Source organism: Rathayibacter tritici, assembly GCF_002932875.1.
In the GTDB taxonomy this organism is placed as follows: Bacteria; Actinomycetota; Actinomycetes; order Actinomycetales; family Microbacteriaceae; genus Rathayibacter; species Rathayibacter tritici.
The window spans coordinates 1-15,853 of sequence record NZ_PSWS01000005.1 but is presented as its reverse complement, the minus strand read 5'-3'; the positions used below and the strand labels follow the sequence as shown (position 1 = coordinate 15,853).

The window sequence follows — 15,853 nt, the reverse complement described above, 5'->3', positions numbered from 1 at the left end:
CCCCAGAACCCCCACCACCCACACCCTGAATCGCGAGCGGGGCGGACAGCACGACCCTCGTCGACACCGCCGCCCTCCACCTCCCCGGGACGCCCGAGTCACGAGCCCGCGCCCGACCCTCTCGCCGACGGCGGGCGCCGCGCTCTGGCTCGACGGCGCGCAGGTCGCCTCGAACGGCAGCTCTCGCACCCCCGAGAGCACGACCGGCTACTGGAAGATCGGCTACGACACCCTCGGCGGCCAGTGGCCGAACGTCGGCTCCTCGTACTTCGGCGGGAGCCTGCGCTACGCCGCCGTGAAATCGACGGTCCTCACGCCGACGCAGATCCAGAACCACTACGCGGCCGGCCGTTGAGCGAAGCGGGCGGTCTCGGCGAGGGCGTCGCCGACGATCAGACCCGCGGTCAGTTCCGGGTCGGATCCTCGAGGGGATCCTCGCCTGGTTCAGGAGCAACGGGAGTCCCGGTGCTGCCGATCGTGCTGACAATGGGCACGATCCCGGTCCGGGGGAGCGGCTCCTCCGGTGACGGCTCGGGCTGCTGCTCCGCAGCGGCCGCGGCCTCGGGCGCCGCAGTGACGGGGGGATCCTTCGTGTAGAGGACGTCGGCGGCGAGGGCCTGCTCCATTCCGCGGTCCCGCCGGGCGCGGGCGCGCACGGGTGCCACTGCGCTCACGATCGGGGTGCGCAGGCGGCGGTAGGCGATCCGGCCGAGGGTGACCCCACCGGCCAGGCCCAGCGCGATCATGCCGGCCTGCAGCAGCAGCTCGATCCCGCCCGTCGGGCCGGTCTCGGACGTGAGGTCGAGGACCCCGCGGTAGAGGGTGAGGCCGGGGAGCAGTGGGACGATGGCGCACGCGGTCGTCGCCACGGCGGGCACCCGCATCCGCTCCGCCAGCATCTCGCCGAGCAGCCCGATCGCCAGCGCCGGGAGGGCGCTGGCCATCAGCGGGCCGAAGCCGGCGCCGGTCAGGGAGTCGGAGACGAGCCACCCGCCCGCACCGGTGAGAGCCGCGACGAGCGCGGAGCGGAGGGGCGTGTGCGACGAGAGGGCCCACGCGCCGGCCGCGACTCCGGCGCCGAGCACCTGCACGGCGGCCGGCCAGGGGCGGACGGAGGAGTCGACCAGCACCAGGTCGACGCCGAGCGAGCGGGCGCCGTCGAGCACCACGGCGATACCGACGACGATGCCCAGCGTCAGCAGTCCCACCTCGAGCAGTCGTCCGCCCGCTGTGATCGGGAACCCGTTGATCGCGTCGTCCGCCGCTCCCACGAACGAGAGCCCGGCGAGGAGCACCACCACCCCCGACGCCACAACGAGAGCGGGCGGAAGCGCGGCCAGCTCGACGGGCAGCCGCGGCACGACCACGAGCAGTAGTACGGCCACTCCCGTCGCGAGCGCCGCGCCCGCGATCTGCTGGAAGAAGGCGGGCAGGCCCCAGCGGGCGAGCAGCTGGTTGACTAGGTCGATCGCGGCGGCCGTCGCGGCGGCGAGGAGCAGGACCAGCGGCCCTCCGCCGAGCAGCACCGCGACGCCCGCGGCCATCAGGGCGAGGGTCAGTGTGACCACGCTGCGGCGGTACCGGTGCGGCTGGATCAGGATCGCGTCGAGCCGTTCGTGCGCCGCCTCGAACTGGTGTCGGGCCTCGTCGCGGATCTCGGCCGAGTCGACCGCGTCGGCGACCCGCACCTCCGGCGAGCCCTCGGTGATCGCGGTCACGAGCGCCGTCACGCGGGCCAGTCGCTCGTAGTCGGCACTGCGGGAGGGGACGACGCGCAGCACGCTCACGCTGGGCGAGTCGTCGCCTCCGTCGTGCACGACCAGGATCGAGGTGAAGGTGAGGTCGACCTGGCACTCGATGCCGTACGCGCGGCACACCCGCTGAATCGTCTCGGTCACCTCGGCGGCCGCGGACCCGAGCGAGAGCAGCGTCTCACCCAGCCGTACCGCGAGCTCGAGCACTCCGCGGACGGTCTGCTCGGCCAAGAGCGCACGGTGCGCCCGACGACTCACCGGCGCGGCGGGTCGCTGCCCGCTGAGCTTGCCGATGACCTGCTGCAGAAGACGGTGAGAGCGCACCGTCCAGGGTAGGCATGCGGGGGCCGGGTTCCGCCACGACAGGAGCAAGGCCGATCCGCGCCTGCCGGAGCGCATGTGCCTACACTGGCCTGCGACTCCGACTGCCGCACGGGCGGGGGCGAGGGGGGACGTCATGACGGTTCACGAGCGCGGCGTCCGGCACGGGCGGCTCCGGCCGCGATCCGGCGTCCGGACGCTGGTGATCGGCGTGGCCGCCGGTCTCGGCGTCCTCGCGGTCAGCGGCACCTCGCTCGTGGCGATTGCGACGGCCAGCATCAGCCGGAATGTCGCCGACAACGCGGTTGACCTCGGCGTGGCGCCTCCCGCCGGGGGTGCACAGCCGGGCGCGATCGGGGGCGGCTTCGACGTGCTGGTGGTGGGGACCGATAACGACCCGACGCAGGGGGACGACTTCGGCATTCGCGACAGCACCCTCAACGACGTCAACATCCTGCTCCACGTCGCGGCCGACCACCGCAGCGCGACGGTGATCAGCTTCCCGCGCGACCTGATCCTGGACCGTCCCGCCTGCACCGACCCGGCGACGGGCGTCGTCACGGAGGCGGCCACCGGCGTCCCGCTCAACTCGGCGTTCCAGTACGGCGGGCTCGCCTGCGTCAACGACACCCTGCAGCAGTTCACCGGCCTGACCGTGCCCTACGCCGGGTGGGTGTCGTTCAACGGCGTCATCGAGATGAGCAACGCTGTGGGTGGCGTCCCGGTCTGCCTCACCGGTCCGATCCTCGACACCGACTCGGGCCTGGACCTCCCCGCCGGCACCTCCACCGTCTCGGGGGCGATGGCGCTCTCGTTCCTGCGCAGCCGCCACGGCGTCGGCAACCAGAGCGACCTCAGCCGCATTTCGTCGCAGCAGCAGTACCTCGCCTCTCTGATGCGTACCGTCCGCTCGGCCGACACGCTCTCGAATGTCCCCGCCCTCTACGGCCTCGCGCAGGCGACCTCGTCGAACGTGCACCTCTCGACCTCGCTGACCAGCCCCGCGACGATGATCTCGCTCGCGCTCGCGCTGAAGGATGTCGACCTGTCGAAGATGGTCTTCGTCCAGTACCCGGCGCTGGACGACCCGGACTACCCGGGCAAGGTCGTGCCGAACGCGGAGGTCGGCGCGGAGCTGATGAGCCGCGTCCTCAGCGACCAGCCGGTGACCCTCGCGTCGGACGCGCCGGCAGGGGAGGCGCCGGCGGGGGAGGCACCGGCGGGGCAGGCCGACGCGCCTCCGGTGACTCCCGCTCCCGAAGCCGTCGATGCTCCCGGGCAGACCGCCGCCCAGGAGACCTGCGCGGTCCCATCGAACTGATCGCGCGTCAGCCGGTCACCTCAACGCGCTCGCCCGGTCTCTTCGGCATTGTCGTCGAGGAGCTGCGGGACGGCGTGGATGTCGACCCGCTCCTTGCGGATTGTGCCGGTGGCGGAGTGCAGTGCTCTGATGCGGTCGATCATGACGTGCACGCGCTCGACGGGAACGACCCGGGTCCTGAGGACCGGTTCCTCAGCGTGCAGGACGAGGGTGATCGACTCCGGAGCGCCCTCGGCCCCGTGCTCGCCGCCCTCGAGCGGCCCGTCGAGGGGTTCGCGCTCGAGGACGAACTCCTCCCGGCGGAGCGTGACAGTGATAGTGCGCTCCTCGGTGACGATGACCTTTCGGACCCGCAGGCGCTCTGTAAGGGTTCGAACAGTGGTGACGTCGAGGCGCTCCTCGGACCGGACGACGGTGATCGGCTCCTGCCCGGTCACCGGAAGCTCGGGGCGGTTCATCGGTCGGGGTGTCCGGCGGTCTCGCGGAGTTCGCGGCCGTCAGCGACATCCTCGGCGTGCTTCTTCGCCTTCTTCTCGCTCTGGCGGGTGTCGCGCGGCGGGAGCTGAATGTGCTCCTCCGCCTCGATGCCGGCCTGCAACTGGCGTCCGCGCTCAAGCTCGGCGTCGAACTCCGCGCCGAACAGCAGTGCGAGGTTCGTGATCCAGAGCCAGAGGAGGAAGACGATCACGCCGCCGAGGGCGCCGTAGGTCTTGTTGTAGTTGCCGAAGTTCGCGACGTAGATCGCGAAGCCGGCAGACGCGAGCGCCCACACCACGAGGGCGAGGAGCGAGCCGAGGCTGGTCCAGCGGAACTTCGGCTGACGCACGTTGGGCGACCAGTGGTAGAGCACGGCGACGATGACGATCATGATCGCGATCAGCACCGGCCACTTCACGATGCTCCAGACCGTCAGGGCGACGTCGCCCAAACCGATCGCGTCGCCGATCGTCTGGGCGATCGGGCCGCTGAGCACGAGGATGAGCCCGGCGATCACGAGCATCACCACGGTCACCACGGTGACGCCGAGCATCGTCGGACGGAGCTTCCACACGGGACGGCCCTCGTCGATCTCGTACACCCGGTTCATGCCGCGTCCGAACGCACCGACGTAGCCGGACGCCGACCAGAGTGCGCCGAGGACACCAGTGACGAAGGCCAGGCCGGCGGCGGGCGTAGAGGTGAGTTCCTGCAGTGGCCCGCGGACCGTGTCGAGCACGTCGGCCGAGACAAACCCGCCGAGGAGCTCGAGGACCGTGTCGGTCGTCGCCTCCGCCTGACCGAAGAGGCCCAGGATCGACACGATCGCGAGCAGGCCGGGAAACAGGGCGAGAACGGCGTAGTAGGTCAGTCCTGCGGCGATATCGGTGCACTGGTCGGCACCGAACTCGCGGAGAGTCTTCTTGAGGACGTAGCCCCAGGAACGCTGAGTGACCTCGGAGGGGCCGTCGGGCTTGCGGGCGTCGTCAGGGTCGGGCGCGGTGCGCTCCCGCTCGGTGCTGGTCTGGGCCACGGTCGTCTTCGATCTGCTCGCTGGGACTGCTGATGGGGAGGGAGAGTGCCGGTAGCAGGAGGCAGTGTGCCTGCTGCTACCGGCGGAGGCGAATCAGAGCGAGTCGCGGCCGCGGCGCGGGGTGACGCCGTCGTCCTCGAACTCGATCTCCTCGTGGCGGACGTCCTCGGTGACCTGGCGGTCCTCGGTGACGGTCTCGGTGCCGAGCGACACGCGCTCGACCGGGACGGTCTCCTTCGCCGTGACCACGCGCTCCTCGCCGAGAACCACCTCGTGCTCCTCCTCGCTGAGGTCGGGGCCCGCGGTGGCGTCGCCGATGGTGGCGTCGGTGATGGGCTCCCGGACGACGCGGACCTCGTCATGGCTCACGGGGACCGTGACGGTCTGCTGCTCGGTGACGACGTGCTTGCGCAGGCGCGCACGGCCAGCCTCCACGCGCTCGGTGCCGACGTGGAGCTGCTCCTCGGAGCGCGTCATGGCGTTGTCGGTCGTGGGGCCGGACGTGTCGCGGCCGACGCTCGTGTCGACACCGGCGGTACCGGATGCGGCATCGGCGTAGCCCGCTGCGCGGTCGACGTTCTCGGTTTCGGAGACAGAGGCGGCGCCGGAGAGGTTGTAGTAGCGGTACAGCTCGGCCTCCTCGTCCTCAGTGAGCGAGCCGTCGGCGTCGATGCGCGGGGCGTCCTTGACGAAAGCCTTGTCGTAGGCGACAGTCAGGCGGTCGTTGTCGAGGGAGGCGCCCTCGAGCGGGACGAACGATTCGGAGGTGCCGAAAAGGCCGGTCTTGACGGTCGCCCAGACCGGATTTCCCGTGTCGTCCGAGAGGTAGACCTGCTCGACGGAGCCGATCTTGTCGCCGTCCGAGCCGTAGACGCTCGAGCCGTAGATGCTGTCGATGTTCGTCGTGTCGATCATGGAAATTCCTTCTTCTCGAGAGTGTCGGGGTCCGAGAGAACAATTAGGAAACCCGGCCGGGATACGGCTCCGCTGGGTCTCGCGGTGCTGCGCTCGTCCCTGACGGTATGGCCGCTGAGTGAAGAGTGGAGGCCGGTTGACAGTCCCCCGGAGTGTGCGAGATCCTCCGCTGCATGCCGGACCGGGGAGACGGGCCAGGGAGACGTGGTCGCCCCGGTTGAGGGCGGCGATCGCGGAGGGAGGTTTCCGCGCACGAGCGCCATCGGCGGCCGCCGGCGCGATCCTCATCGCGGGGCTCGCGGTGAGCGGGTCAGCCCGCGGGCCACTCCAGTTCGAGCCGCAGCGGCTTCTCGCCGAACCGCAGGTAGCCCTCCGGCACCGCCGAGCCGTCGACGCGCAGCAGCGCCGGGCGCCCGGACGCGACCCGCGTCCCCTCCGCCGGCGCGAGCCACTCCGCTCCTTCGGTCCGGCGCACCGTCGCGACGGCCCGGCCGGGCTCCCACTCGAGACGGTCCACGACCAGACCGCCCCGAGCGCGCAGCCCGGTCACGGAGCCGCGCGGCCAGGCCGCAGGCAGCGCCGGGAGCACCGTCAGCGAGTCCGCGGTCGATCCGAGCAGCATCGCCGCGACCAAGCCCGGCAGTCCGCCGCTCGCATCCAGGTTGAAGATGCGGCCCGCATCGTGCCGGGTCGTCAGCGTCGGCGACCAGTGCTCGAGGGCCAGCCACTCCACGCACACCAGCGCCGACTCCGCATCGCCCAGCGCCGCCGCGGCGACCCCGACCTGCACGAGGCCGAACGCCATCTCCATCCGCCCCGGCGGCGCCGTCGGCGCCTCGGCCCGCCACGCGATCTTCGCCCGCACCGTCGCCAGGGCGGCGGCCCGCAGCCGCTCGTCACCCGCGACCGCCGCGTCGGGCTCGTACCACAGCGGGTACAGCTGCGAGGCGTGCCGGTGCGCGATCTCCTCACCCCAGCGCGGATCGATCCACTCGGCGAGCGTGCCGTCCTCGGCCACGCGGTACGGCGGCAGGTCGGCGAGCACCCGGGTCCAGCGAGCGTCGAGGGAGTCGTCACCGCGGGCGCGGCCGAGCAGCGCGGTCGCTCGGGCCGCGTCGCGGAGCACCGCCACGTCCATCGTGGCGTCGACCGCCGTCGGCACCCGCTCGCCCCCGGGCGTGTTCTCGGGGGAGTAGGAGGGGACGATGTGCCGCACCCCGTCGACCAGGACGGTCGCGGTCTCGGCGAACCGCAGCACGCCCTCGGCGAACTCCCACAGCCGGTCGTCCACGATCGACCGGTCGCCCGTCGCGGCGACCACATCGGCCGCGAGGCGCAGCACCCAGCCGCCGCAGCCGGTCCAGAACAGGTGCGGGTAGTGCTCCGAGAAGTGGTCGGCGCGGCCGTGCGTCGACATCCGCGACGGCAGCAGCATCCCCTCCGCCCCGAAGACCAGGCGCGCGTTGTCGCGGTAGTCGTCCAGGTGCGGGAGGACGAGCTCGAGGAGCGAGAGTGCGAGCTCGGGTGTCCCGGTCGGGATCATCCCCGCCAGTGCGCCGTTCTGCACGTTGCCGTTGAGCGTGTAGTCCGCCGACCACGCCGGCCGCCAGGTGCCCTGCCAGACGCCCTGCAGCGTCGGCGGCAGCTCACCGGTGGACGCGACGATGTTCGCCCGCCCACTCAGCCAGGCCAGCTCGACCACGCGGCGGCCCGCGCCTGCGTCCCCGGAGCGGGCGGAGTCCCACAGGTCCTCGGTCAGCTCGGCGCCCGAGTCGCCGGCGAGGTCGAGCGCGGAGGCACCGACCAGCCGGCTGTGCCCCTCGCGCTGGCGATCGCGCAGCTGCTCCCACGAGAGGTCGGCGGAGGCGTCGGGGGCCGCCGCGAGCGCGACGTCCAGCCGCAGCACCTGCGGCACGTCCGCAGTGAGCTGCACGACCGAGACGGCGGTGTCCCCGACCACGTGCCACGTCGCTCCGCTCGTCGCCCGGGTCACGGCGCGCACCGCCGTCGGGCCCTCGCCCGCGTCGGCGGTGAGCAGACCGGAGGCGCCGCCCTCGACGTGCGCCGCGACCACGGCGGACGCGTCGGGCACGCCGGTGTCGAAGGAGGTTGCCTCGCCGGCGCCGAGCGCGAGCTCAACGGTGAGGGCTGTGTCCGCGGAGGACTCCAGGGCCAGCCGGACGCCCTCACCGCCGTGCGGGGCGAGCAGGCGCACGGCGTGGCGGCCGCCGTCCTCGTCGGTCCACTCCACCGCGGCCTCGCCGCCGAGCGGATCGACGCGGCGGATCGCGGAGGCGACACCGCCGGGGGTGCGCAGCGAGATGGTGGCGCAGAGGCCGAGTGGATCGGTCCAGATGAGGGAGCCGTCGTAGCCGCTGTCGCGAGCGGCGCGGGCCAGCAGGTCGGAGGCGGTGTCGGAGTCGCCGGCGAGCAGGGCGCGCCGCATCTCATCGCGGACGCTGGCGAGGTCGGGGGCGTCGGGGCGCGGATTGACGGGGAGGAACCAGCGCTCGTGCGCGAGCGAGACGGTCAGGGAGTCGGCGGGGCCGTGCACGACGGCGCCGACGCGGCCGCTGCCGACGATCAGGCCGTCCTCCCAGGTCGGGGCGGCGGTAGCGGTGGCGGCGCGCATCGATGCGCGGTCGATCGATCGGATGATCGTTCCTTCCGTCAGGGTGCTCCTGATATGTTGCGGGGAACTTCAAATTAGCCGCTCGGGCACCCGGAGGGCCAACCCGGGGCGGCGACTCGAGTGAGGACACCGCGATGACGCGACCGATCACCCTGTTCACCGGCCAGTGGGCCGACCTCCCGTTCGAGGAGGTGGCGCGCCTCGCGGGGGAGTGGGGCTATGACGGCCTCGAGATCGCCTGCTGGGGCGACCACATCGACGTGGCGCGCTGGGACGACGCGGAGTACGTGCAGAGCCGGAAGGACGTGCTCTCTGCGAACGGCCTCCAGGTCTTCGCGATCTCGAACCACCTCACCGGGCAGGCGGTGTGCGACGATCCGATCGACGCGCGCCACCGCGACATCCTCAGCGACCGGGTCTGGGGCGACGGCGACCCCGAGGGCGTCCGGCAGCGCGCCGCCCAGGACCTGAAGGACACCGCGCGTTTCGCTGCGGCGCTCGGCGTGACGCAGGTCAACGGCTTCTCCGGCTCGTCGATCTGGAAGGGCGTCGCGATGTTCCCGCCCGCCTCCGACGAGTGGATCGCCGCGGGCTACCAGGACTTCGCCGACCGCTGGAATCCGATTCTGGATGTCTTCGAGGAAGTCGGCGTGCGGTACGCCCTCGAGGTGCACCCGAGCGAGATCGCCTACGACTACTGGACCGCGAAGCGTACCCTCGAGGCCATCGGCCACCGCGCCTCGTTCGGCTTCAACTTCGACCCGTCGCACTTCGTCTGGCAGCAGCTGGACAGCGTCGCCTTCGTGCTCGACTTCGCCGAGCACATCTTCCACGTGCACGTGAAGGAGTCGGTGACGAATCTCGACGGCCGCAACGGCGTCCTCGGCTCGCATCTGCCCTGGGCCAACCCGCGCCGCGGCTGGACCTTCGTCTCGACTGGACACGGCGCCGTCCCGTGGGAGCCGGTGTTCCGCGCGCTGAACGCGATCGGCTACACGGGCCCGACCAGCGTCGAGTGGGAGGACGCCGGCATGGACCGCCTGGACGGTGCTCCCGAGGCCCTGGCGTTCGTGCGGAAGCTCACCGCGATCACGCCCCCGGCCGACGCCTTCGACGCGGCGTTCTCGACCTCGCGGGACTGACTCCGCGGCGGCTCCGCGGCCGCCCGCCTGCACAACGAAGGCTGAGAGCCCGAATCCCGGCCCACGGACGCCATTCGGGGCTCCCAGCCTTCGTTGTGCAGGCGAACCCGTCCGCACTCGAGGCCGGGACGTCCGATCCGGCGCCGAACAGGGTGGATCCGCGCTTCCTCCTTCGGTCGCGAACGCGCCGGGCTCGGAGACGACCGACGGCCGGCCCCCGCAGGAGCCGACCGTCGGGGGAGCGGCCCCTACAGCCCCTGCGCCAGCCGGTAGTACGCCGCGTTCGAGCGGATGTCGGCCTCGAAGCCGCGCAGGGTGGTCGACTCGTCGATCACGAGCAGCTCGATGCCGGCGATGCGGGCGAAGTCCTCCCACGCCTCCACGCCGATCTGCGTGGTCATCACCGTGTGGTGCGCGGCACCGGCGGTGATCCAGGCGGCGGCGCTGGTGCCGAAGTCCGGGGCGGGCTGCCACACGGCGCGACCGACCGGCAGGTGCGGCAGCGTCTGCGGCGGCTCGACGTTCTGCACCGCGTTCGCGACCAGGCGGAAGCGCTCGCGCACGTCGCTCAGGGCGACCACCACCGCGGGGCCGGCGTCGGCGGTGAAGACCAGGCGCACCGGATCCTCGCGGCCGCCGATGCCCAGCGGGTGGATCTCGAGCGAGGCACGCTTCGACGACAGCGACGGCGAGACCTCCAGCATGTGTGCGCCGAGGATGAGCTCTTCGCCGGGCGTCATGTCGTAGGTGTAGTCCTCCATCAGGCTGGTGCCACCGGGCAGGCCCGCTCCCATGACGGCGGCGATGCGGATGAGGACGGCGGTCTTCCAGTCGCCCTCTCCGCCGAAGCCGTAACCGTCGGCCATCAGACGCTGCACGGCGAGGCCGGGAAGCTGACGCAGCCCGCCCAGGTCTTCGAAGCTGTCGGTGAACGCCTCGAAGCCGCCCTCCTCCAGGAACGAGCGCAGGCCGATCTCGACCGCGGCGCCGTAGCGGAGCGACTCGTGGCGCTCACCGCCGGGAAGCAACTCCGGCACGACGTCGTAGCTCTCGACGTACTCCGCGACGAGCGCGTCGATCTGCTCGGAGGAGGCGGCGTCCACCCGCTCGACGAGTTCGTTCACGCCCCAGGTGTTCACGCTGACGCCGAGACGGATCTCGGCCTCGGTCTTATCGCCCTCGGTGACGGCGACGTTGCGCATGTTGTCGCCGAAGCGGGCGACCTTCATGCTCTGCGACGCCGACCAGCCGGCCGCCGCGCGCGACCAGATGCCGATGGACTCCGTGACCCGGGCATCGCTGGCGTGGCCGACGACGGTCTTCCGGGGCACGCTCATCCGGCTGAGGATGTAGCCGTGCTCGCGGTCGCCGTGCGCGGCCTGGTTCAGGTTCATGAAGTCGAAGTCGATGTCCTGCCACGGCAGGGCGACGTTCGCCTGGGTGTGGAAGTGCAGCAGCGGCTTGGCGAGCGCATCGACGCCGTGGATCCACATCTTGGACGGGCTGAAGGTGTGCATCCAGGTGATGACGCCCACCACGGAGTCGTCAGAGTTCGCCTCGATCATGGTGCGGCGGATGGCGTCGGAACTCTTCAGCACCGGCTTCCACTCGATGGTCACCGGGATGGCGCTCGCCTCGTTCAGCTGCGCGACGACGGCCTGCGACTGCTCGGCGACCTGGCGGAGGGTGTCCTCGCCGTAGAGGTCCTGGCTTCCGGTGAGGAACCAGACGGTGCGGGTGGCAAGGTCGGGGATGATGCTCGTCATGCGATGGCTCCGGTGGGGTTTTGTCCGTAGACGTTCTGGTAGCGGTCGAACAGGGCGTCGATCGACTCCTGCGGGAGGGGGACGAGGTCGCCGCCCTGGCGCGCGAGGTGCACGGTGCGGGCGACGTCCTCGGCCATAACGGCCGCCTTCACGGCATCCTTCGCGTCCTTGCCGATGGTGAAGACTCCGTGGTTCTGCATCAGGACGGCGCGCGAGCGGTGCCCGGCGAGGGTCGAGACGATGCCGCGGCCGATGGAGTCGTCGCCGATGATCGCGAACGGGCCGACCGGGATGTCGCCGCCGAACTCGTCCGCCATCGCCGTGATCACGCAGGGAATCGGCTCGGCCCGGGCCGCCCACGCGGTCGCGTAGGTGGAGTGCGTGTGCACGACTCCGCCGACCTCGGGCATCTCGCGGTAGACGTAGGCGTGCGCCGCGGTGTCGCTGGAGGGGCTGCGGTCACTGCCGGGGGTGCCCGGGACGACGGCCCCGTCGAGGTCGCAGAGGATCATGTTCGAGGGCGCGAGGTCGTCGTACGAGACGCCGCTGGGCTTGATCACGAACAGATCGGCGCCCGGCACGCGGCCCGAGATGTTGCCGCCGGTCCAAATCACGAGGCCGTAGCGGACGAGCTCGGCGTGCAGGCGCGCGACGTCCTCGCGGACGCGGGCGATCGCCTCCTCGACGGCGGGGGTGAGGGTGGTCATGCGGATGCTCCCTGGGTGTCGGTGAGGGTCTCGACGGCGCTCTGCTCGACGGTGAGGCCGGCGCGGTAGCGCTCGAGGTAGGCGGAGAAGCCGGCGACGTCGTCGGCGTCGGGCGCGACGGTCTCGAAGCCGGAGTCGCCGAAGACCTGGCCGGTCAGGTACGCGTCGAGCGCGACTCCGCTCTGCAGGCGGTAGGCGGCCAGCACGGCCATGCCCCACGGGCCGCCCTCGGAGGCGGTCGCGGCGACCGACACGGGAGCGTCAAGCGCGCCCGCGAGGAAGCGCTGAGCGACTCCGGCGGTGCGGAACATGCCTCCGTGCGCGAACATCTCATCGATCCGGACGCCCTCGCCCGCCAGGACGCGCATGCCCAGCGCGAGCGTGCCGAACACGCCGTAGAGCTGCGCGCGCATGAAGTTGGCGAGGGTCAGGCGCGAGTCGGGCGTGCGCACGACCAGCGGACGGCCCTCGACCAGCCCGGCGATCGGCTCGCCCGCGAGGTGGTTGTAGGCGAGCAGTCCGCCCGCGTCGGCCTCGCCCTCCAGCGCCTCGGCGAAGAGGGTGCCGTAGACGGCGTCGCTGTCGGAGGGGCCGCCCGACGCGGCGGCGAACCGGGAGAACAGGCCGACCCAGCCGGCAAGCTCGCTGGCGCCGTTGTTGCAGTGCACCATCGCGACGAGGTCGCCGGCCGGAGTCGCGACCAGGTCGAGCTCGTGGTGCACGCTCCCGAGCGGCCCCTCGAGGACGACCATCGCGAAGATGCTGGTACCGGCGCTGACGTTGCCGGTGCGCGGGGCGACGGAGTTGGTCGCCACCATGCCGGTGCCGGCGTCGCCCTCGGGCGGGCACACCGGGGCGCCGGGCCGGAGGGAGCCGGTGGGGTCGAGCAGGAGCGCCCCCTCGGCGGTGAGCGAGCCGGCGTCGGCGCCCGCGGGGAGCACGGTCGGCAGCAGCTCGCGCAGCGGCTTCACGGCGCCGGCCGCGCGCCCGTCGTAGCGGTCGATCACGCTCTGGTCGTAGTCGCGGGTCACCGGATCGGTCGGGACCATCCCGGAGGCGTCACCGACTCCGAGGACCTTCTCGCCGGTGAGGCGCCAGTGCACGTAGCCGGCGAGGGTGGTGAGGAAGTCGATCCGCTCGACGTGCGGCTCGGAGTCGAGGACTGCCTGGTGCAGGTGCGCGAGCGACCAGCGCAGCGGGATGTTGACGCCGAACAGCGCGGTGAGCTCGGCCGATGCGGGGCCGGTGCTGGTGTTGCGCCAGGTGCGGAAGGGAGCGAGGAGCTCGCCGTCGGCGTCGAAGGGGAGGTAGCCGTGCATCATCGCTGAGACGCCGAGCGCTCCGACCGAGGTGAGCTGGGCGCCGTGGCGCTTCTGCGCGTCGGCGACGAGGTCGGCGTAGGCGGCCTGGAGGCCGGTGTGGACGGCGTCGAGGGAGTAGGTCCAGCGGCGGTCGACGAACTGGTTCTCCCACTCGTGGCTGCCGACGGCCAGCACGACGGAGGGGTCAGCCGCGTCGACCAGGCACGCCTTGATCCGGGTGGAGCCGAACTCGATGCCGAGGGCGGTGGCGCCGCTCGTGATCGCGTCGGCGGGCCTGCGCTGGTCCATCATGCTCCTCGCTCGGACTATGTGACCGTTCACAATGCCCCGGATCAGCGTAGGCGAAACGCCTCGCGGTCGGCAAGCGAGCGGCGAGGACGACGCGCCGTCCGACTGCTGCGCGGCTCCCGCAAGCCCCTTCCGCCACGGGCCGCGACGCGGTGCGGTGAGGTATGCGTGAGATCAGACTCGTGAGACTCGTCACCCGCCTCGAGAACGCCGCCGTCCTCGATCCGCTCGTCGACCGGGTGAGGAAGGCCGTCAATGCCCTCGTCCGCCCGCAGCCGGTGCGGGACGTGCTGCACGGCGTGCCGGTCGGCCACCCCGTTCATCCGCTGCTCGTCCTCGTGCCCACCGGTGCCTGGGTGTCGGCGGCGGTGCTCGACCTGCTACCCGGCAACGAGCGCGCGGCGCGGACCCTGGTCGGCCTCGGCGTGGTCAGCGTCCTGCCGACTGCCGCCTCCGGCTTCACCGACTGGTCGGAGTTGCACGAGCAGCAGACCCGCGTCGGACTCGTGCACTCGGCGGCGAACGTCGTTGCGACGGGCCTGTACGCCGCGTCGTGGGTGCAGCGCCGGCGCGGGCGCAGGACGAGCGGGACGGTGCTCGGGATGCTCGGGCTCGCCGTCGTCTCGGGCGGCGGCTACCTGGGCGGCCATCTCAGCTACCGGCAGGCGGCGGGAGCGAACCACGCCGAGGACGTGCCGCACCGCTTCCCCTCCGGCTGGCAGGAGCTCGGTGCCCTGGCGGACCTGCCGGAGCGCACCCCCGTGACGAAGGAGGTCGCGGGGCTGCCCCTACTCGCCTTTCGGCGGGGCGAGCGGATCGACGTGCTCTCGAACATCTGCAGCCACCTCTCCGGGCCGCTCGACGAGGGAGAGCTCTCGGCGGAGCCTTCGGGCGAGGTCTGCGTCTCGTGCCCCTGGCACGGCAGCGTCTTCTCCCTCGAGACGGGCGAGGTGCTGCGCGGGCCGGCCACCTCGCCGCAGCCGCGGTTCGAGACGCGGGTGCGCGAGGGCCGCGTGGAGGTGCTGCTGCCGCACGCGGGGTGAGGGCGGAGCCGGCGGGGCCGGTGCACGGGCGGTGTCGGCGGGGCCACTGGGTGGGTTGCGGAGGAGTCAGTCCCGCGGTGCTGCCGTCGACGACCGCTCCACCAGCACCGGCGCCACCGGCTGATCGACGGCGGGCTCCTCGCCGCGCAGCTCCGCGAGCACAACGCCGATGGTGCGGCGGCCGACCTCCGCGAAGTCCTGCCGGATCGTCGTGAGCGGCGGCTGGTAGTGCGCCGCCTCGGGCACGTCGTCGAACCCGACCACGCTGAGGTGCTCAGGCACGCGCAGGCCCCGCTCCCCGCAGGCGTGCAGGAGTCCGAGCGCCATCTGGTCGTTCCCGGCGAACACCGCGGTCGGCAATGGTGTCCCGTCCAGGAGCCGGAGGCCCGCGCGGTAGCCGGACTCGGCGCTCCAGTCGCCCTCCGTGACGGCGGCGGGTGCGAGACCGGCCGCGCGCAGTGCGGTGGTGAAGCCGCCCAGCCGCGCCTGCGCCTCCACCCAGTGCTGCGGCCCGGCGAGGTGCGCGATGCGGGTGTGACCGAGGCCGACGAGGTGCTCGGTGGCGAGGCGTGCTCCGGCGGCCTGGTCGACGAGCAGCAGGGAGTCGGCTCCCCGGCTGGTCGCGCCGAGGGTAACAGAGGGAACGCCGATCGCGAGGCTCTCGATCGCCTCCAACGCGCGCTCCTGCGGGGCGAGGACCACGATCGCCTCCACCGATTCCCGCTGCAGGTGGGCGAGGCCGTCGGCCAGCGACTCCGCGTCCGGTGCCGCATTGACCACCGGCACCCTGTAGCCCGCGTCGCGCGCCGCCTGCTCGATCGCGGCCATCGCGGTGGCAGTGCCGTAGAAGCTGTGGCTTTCGGCGGCGAGGATCCCGATCAGGCCGGAGCGGCTGGTCGCCAGGGCGCGGGCGGCGGCGCTGGGGCGGAAGCCGAGGTCGTCGATGGCGGCCAGCACGCGCTCCCGGGTCCGCGGCCGCAGCTGCGGGCTGTCGTTGAGCACCCGCGACACAGTCTGATAGGACACTCCGGCCCGCACCGCGACGTCACGGATGGTCGGCGCGCGGTCGGTGGGCATGGCCACACCGTATCGCTGCACGCGGCTGGGGGACGGGGGAGCAGGGGTGCTGGGG

At 72.2% G+C, this 15,853-nt stretch carries 12 protein-coding genes and 1 pseudogene; 4 read left to right on the top strand and 9 right to left on the bottom strand.

All coding sequences use genetic code 11. The annotated features are described in order from the left end of the window. Nucleotides 1–355, top strand: a pseudogene (locus tag C5D07_RS15590) (hypothetical protein); the annotation flags it as partial. Nucleotides 356–404: 49 nt separating this feature from the next. Here the strand turns inward: C5D07_RS15590 and C5D07_RS01435 are convergent. After that, entirely contained in the window at nucleotides 405–2,078 is a 1,674-nt protein-coding gene (locus C5D07_RS01435) for a threonine/serine exporter family protein (protein WP_170063476.1), read from the bottom strand. 133 nt (nucleotides 2,079–2,211) lie between these two features. Between C5D07_RS01435 and C5D07_RS01430 the strand changes: the two genes are divergently transcribed. Continuing rightward, nucleotides 2,212–3,396 (top strand): LCP family protein, encoded by a 1,185-nt coding sequence (locus C5D07_RS01430; RefSeq protein WP_068255780.1) that lies wholly within the window; start codon nucleotides 2,212–2,214, stop codon nucleotides 3,394–3,396. Nucleotides 3,397–3,416: 20 nt separating this feature from the next. Here C5D07_RS01430 and C5D07_RS01425 read toward each other — a convergent pair whose 3' ends face one another. From C5D07_RS01425 to C5D07_RS01410, 4 genes are all read right to left on the bottom strand, one after another. After that, a complete protein-coding gene (locus C5D07_RS01425) occupies nucleotides 3,417–3,854 on the bottom strand; it encodes a YsnF/AvaK domain-containing protein (RefSeq protein WP_104258463.1) in 438 nt (145 codons plus the stop codon). Next, a complete protein-coding gene (locus tag C5D07_RS01420) occupies nucleotides 3,851–4,906 on the bottom strand; it encodes a YihY/virulence factor BrkB family protein (RefSeq protein ID WP_068255775.1) in 1,056 nt (351 codons plus the stop codon). The genes C5D07_RS01425 and C5D07_RS01420 overlap by 4 nt, the downstream gene beginning before the upstream one ends. Before the next feature lie 93 nt (nucleotides 4,907–4,999). Further along, nucleotides 5,000–5,821, bottom strand: a complete 822-nt coding sequence (locus C5D07_RS01415) for a DUF2382 domain-containing protein (protein WP_068255772.1) — start codon at nucleotides 5,819–5,821, stop codon at nucleotides 5,000–5,002. A gap of 310 nt (nucleotides 5,822–6,131) precedes the next feature. Further along, nucleotides 6,132–8,453, bottom strand: coding sequence for a glycosyl hydrolase family 95 catalytic domain-containing protein (locus tag C5D07_RS01410; protein WP_104258462.1), 2,322 nt, complete (start codon nucleotides 8,451–8,453; stop codon nucleotides 6,132–6,134). A 134-nt stretch (nucleotides 8,454–8,587) separates the two neighbouring features. On the opposite strand from C5D07_RS01410, the gene C5D07_RS01405 reads away from it, so the two are divergent. Continuing rightward, a complete protein-coding gene (locus C5D07_RS01405; RefSeq protein ID WP_104258461.1) occupies nucleotides 8,588–9,595 on the top strand; it encodes a sugar phosphate isomerase/epimerase family protein in 1,008 nt (335 codons plus the stop codon). Between the two features lie 248 nt (nucleotides 9,596–9,843). On the opposite strand, the gene araA is transcribed toward C5D07_RS01405, so the two are convergent. From araA to C5D07_RS01390, 3 genes are read right to left on the bottom strand one after another with little or no spacing between them, the layout of a single operon-like run. Next, nucleotides 9,844–11,361: an L-arabinose isomerase gene (gene araA / locus C5D07_RS01400; RefSeq protein WP_104258460.1), complete on the bottom strand. Its 1,518-nt coding sequence runs from the start codon at nucleotides 11,359–11,361 to the stop codon at nucleotides 9,844–9,846. Then, nucleotides 11,358–12,068 (bottom strand): L-ribulose-5-phosphate 4-epimerase, encoded by a 711-nt coding sequence (locus C5D07_RS01395; protein ID WP_068255762.1) that lies wholly within the window; start codon nucleotides 12,066–12,068, stop codon nucleotides 11,358–11,360. The genes araA and C5D07_RS01395 overlap by 4 nt, the downstream gene beginning before the upstream one ends. Beyond that, a complete protein-coding gene (locus C5D07_RS01390) occupies nucleotides 12,065–13,678 on the bottom strand; it encodes a xylulokinase (protein WP_373408365.1) in 1,614 nt (537 codons plus the stop codon). Before C5D07_RS01390 ends, C5D07_RS01395 begins: the two co-directional genes overlap by 4 nt. 164 nt (nucleotides 13,679–13,842) lie before the next feature. Here C5D07_RS01390 and C5D07_RS01385 point away from each other — a divergent pair, with 164 nt between their 5' ends. After that, entirely contained in the window at nucleotides 13,843–14,721 is an 879-nt protein-coding gene (locus C5D07_RS01385) for a Rieske (2Fe-2S) protein (protein ID WP_068255758.1), read from the top strand. A gap of 66 nt (nucleotides 14,722–14,787) precedes the next feature. Here C5D07_RS01385 and C5D07_RS01380 read toward each other — a convergent pair whose 3' ends face one another. Further along, a complete protein-coding gene (locus C5D07_RS01380) occupies nucleotides 14,788–15,798 on the bottom strand; it encodes a LacI family DNA-binding transcriptional regulator (protein ID WP_104258458.1) in 1,011 nt (336 codons plus the stop codon). Nucleotides 15,799–15,853 lie beyond the last annotated feature (55 nt).

Bases quoted from the DNA above. Each gene is read 5' to 3' on its own strand.
- C5D07_RS01430 (WP_068255780.1), top strand. From the start codon at position 2,212: ATGACGGTTCACGAGCGCGGCGTCCGGCACGGGCGGCTCCGGCCGCGA.
- C5D07_RS01405 (WP_104258461.1), top strand. From the start codon at position 8,588: ATGACGCGACCGATCACCCTGTTCACCGGCCAGTGGGCCGACCTCCCG.
- C5D07_RS01380 (WP_104258458.1), bottom strand. From the start codon at position 15,798: ATGCCCACCGACCGCGCGCCGACCATCCGTGACGTCGCGGTGCGGGCC.
- araA (WP_104258460.1), bottom strand. From the start codon at position 11,361: ATGACGAGCATCATCCCCGACCTTGCCACCCGCACCGTCTGGTTCCTC.
- C5D07_RS01385 (WP_068255758.1), top strand. From the start codon at position 13,843: ATGCGTGAGATCAGACTCGTGAGACTCGTCACCCGCCTCGAGAACGCC.
- C5D07_RS01425 (WP_104258463.1), bottom strand. From the start codon at position 3,854: ATGAACCGCCCCGAGCTTCCGGTGACCGGGCAGGAGCCGATCACCGTC.
- C5D07_RS01395 (WP_068255762.1), bottom strand. From the start codon at position 12,068: ATGACCACCCTCACCCCCGCCGTCGAGGAGGCGATCGCCCGCGTCCGC.
- C5D07_RS01390 (WP_373408365.1), bottom strand. From the start codon at position 13,678: ATGGACCAGCGCAGGCCCGCCGACGCGATCACGAGCGGCGCCACCGCC.
- C5D07_RS01410 (WP_104258462.1), bottom strand. From the start codon at position 8,453: ATGCGCGCCGCCACCGCTACCGCCGCCCCGACCTGGGAGGACGGCCTG.
- C5D07_RS01415 (WP_068255772.1), bottom strand. From the start codon at position 5,821: ATGATCGACACGACGAACATCGACAGCATCTACGGCTCGAGCGTCTAC.